Consider the following 2,393-nt stretch of genomic DNA (forward strand, 5'->3'; position numbering starts at 1 on the left):
GCTGAAACAAGTTCAGCATGACAAATTATTACGCTTTGAGAATCAGCAAAGGCTGTCAAACCCGTCATGACTTCTCAGTCGTCCCTCTCATTGTCATCCCGAACTTGTTTCGGGATCTTTGTTTTTTTCTTCGCGGAGCACGAAAAAGGGACAGACCATTTGAGCCGGTCAGTCCCTGTTTCGCTCACAGCGATCAGCGTCGAGCGAAAAGCGGCTCTGTATGGGTACTGACATTACCTCTCTCATCTTGACATTCGCGAAGATTATCCCCTTGATCCTTTCCTTTCGAGTAGTTTTATTTTTGATGCAACGTTACCCTTTTCGAGTAGATTATTTGTGATGCATATCGCAATCTTGACATAGTATATGCTTTGATGGTATTATCTATACGAAAATCTGTCTCGGAGGATTCTGTTGAATCGGCCGAGCAAAATGTTGGGGCACTCCAGACCGTTGGGGTGCTCTTTTTTTGAGGTGCATAATGATGAGAGGCTCAGTAGTTTTGATTGATGGTGGCTATTTAAAAGTGTTACTTAAAAGCAGTTTTGGAGAACCAAAGGTTGATTTTGCAAAGTTCTCATCAATAATAGCTAGTGATGGCCAAAGCAAGTTGATCAGAACTTACTACTATTATTGCCTTCCATTTCTTTCTTCTTCACCATCTGATGAAGATAGAAAGCGCCATGATGCTGCCCAACGTTTTCTGAATAAACTCAGAATGATAGACAGATTCGAAGTAGTAATCGGAAAGCTAGAACTTCGAGGGTTCTCGACCAATGGTGAGCCAATTCTCGTACAAAAGAGAGTTGATATAGCCCTGGCGGTTACTTTAGTTCGACTCTCGTATTCTCAATCAATAGATACTTTCCACCTTGTTGCTGGTGATTCGGACTTTATTCCAGCAGTAGAAGCCGCTAAAGACCAAGGGAAAAGCGTTATTCTGTGGCATTCGGAGGACTCAACTTATCACAAGGATCTCTGGCAAGTGTGCGATGAGAGGCATAAGATCGACCAGCAGTTAATAGATAAGTGTATCCGCGATTGAAAAACTATCCTCTAAGAAGGAAACAAACCTTATTATGCTTTTCAAACAAACAATTACTCGGTTTCGTAGGGCCTTTCTGGAACTTTTGTGACTCCGTTCTTGAGCACCACGAGATGTATGGAAGCGAAAATTGCTTTCATACGTAAGTAGAATAGTCGGTACCTATTTCGCTCTCTCCTTCTCTTGCGCGAAGCGAACTCTCGGATATGCTCTTTCTCAGCTCTTGTAAGCGTTCAGCAATCAGCCTTACTTAACAAGCGCATCTTGTAGTAATCAATGGGAGACTATTTTGAAGCGCAGAATCTTGAGACTGATTGTCTCATTCTTTCTGTATGAATGACTAAAATTGTTGTGCCTGCCCTGTGGTTAGGAATCATTTTGAAAGGGCGCGAATGTTCTAAGAAATCCCGCAGGCGTAACTATTGCAGTTCCTTCGAACTTCTCGACATCAAGCAGGTGATGATCTCCAGATACAATGTATTTTGCGCCTGCCTGAACCGCGCATGAGATGAACTTGGTATCATCCGGGTCTTCGATAGCGATTGCAATATCTTCAGGTGAGTCAACTACTATCGAGCTATTCCTCAAGTAAGATACTAACCTGTTTAACTCATCTTCATTGATTCCGGTGATGCGTAACATTTTACCACGCGACAGGACATTAATAAGCTCCTGAAGAGTCTCTTCAGAAAAAACTAGATCAAAAGCGCCCTCTCTCCAGAGATCAAGGATTTTTGCAGGAGAACCCTTGCTAGATATGATCGCAGATATTAGAACATTGGTGTCAAGTACGACTCTTTCCATTCCTTTGACTCACTTATCTCTTCTTGACTCCTCTAATGCTTCGCGGATTTCTTCTTCAATTTCTTTTTCAGTCAAAGACTCGGTATTGGTTCTCACTCTCTGAACTAACTGAAAAAAATCTGACTTTGCCCTCTCCTTGTTAATCACTGCAACAGGCGTAAGAACTATTCTTCCTTCTTCCACTTCAACCTGTACATAGTCGCCTTCCTTTAATCCAAGAGAGTCGAATATCTGTTTTGGTATCGTGACCTGTCTACTTCTTCCCGCTTTAACTAATTCCATATAATCACCCTTCATAATATTACTGTATTAGTATTATTATATCATCTGACAGTTGTACAGCGAAAACGTAACCCTAGGAACTAGTTAGCCCCTGCGTTTATCTTTCAATGACTAGCAATGAAAGAGAATAGAAATGCTGAAACAGGTTCAAATGACAAAGCGACGCTGTTCTGATCTTATCGATCGACATTTCCATGCTTTTGCACAGGTAACGCAGTTCAAGTAAGAATCAAGGTTTGTAAGACTTCAAATGATAGAATTG

Annotated in this window: 3 protein-coding genes; 1 reads left to right on the forward strand and 2 read right to left on the reverse strand. The window is 41.5% G+C overall.

All coding sequences use genetic code 11. The features are described 5' to 3' along the window. The first annotated feature begins 481 nt into the window (after positions 1–481). A complete protein-coding gene (locus BG32_RS14155; protein ID WP_121527018.1) occupies positions 482–1,045 on the forward strand; it encodes an NYN domain-containing protein in 564 nt (187 codons plus the stop codon). A 366-nt stretch (positions 1,046–1,411) separates the two neighbouring features. Here the strand turns inward: BG32_RS14155 and BG32_RS14160 are convergent, their stop codons facing one another. Further along, a complete protein-coding gene (locus tag BG32_RS14160) occupies positions 1,412–1,849 on the reverse strand; it encodes a putative toxin-antitoxin system toxin component, PIN family (protein ID WP_099771738.1) in 438 nt (145 codons plus the stop codon). Between the two features lie 9 nt (positions 1,850–1,858). Beyond that, the gene (locus BG32_RS14165; RefSeq protein ID WP_121509903.1) at positions 1,859–2,131 is read right to left on the reverse strand and encodes an AbrB/MazE/SpoVT family DNA-binding domain-containing protein; all 273 of its coding nucleotides are present in this window, start codon (positions 2,129–2,131) and stop codon (positions 1,859–1,861) included. Positions 2,132–2,393: the final 262 nt, after the last annotated feature.

It is taken from the genome of Mesotoga sp. HF07.pep.5.2.highcov, assembly GCF_003666285.1.
GTDB classification, from domain to species: Bacteria; Thermotogota; Thermotogae; order Petrotogales; family Kosmotogaceae; genus Mesotoga; species Mesotoga prima.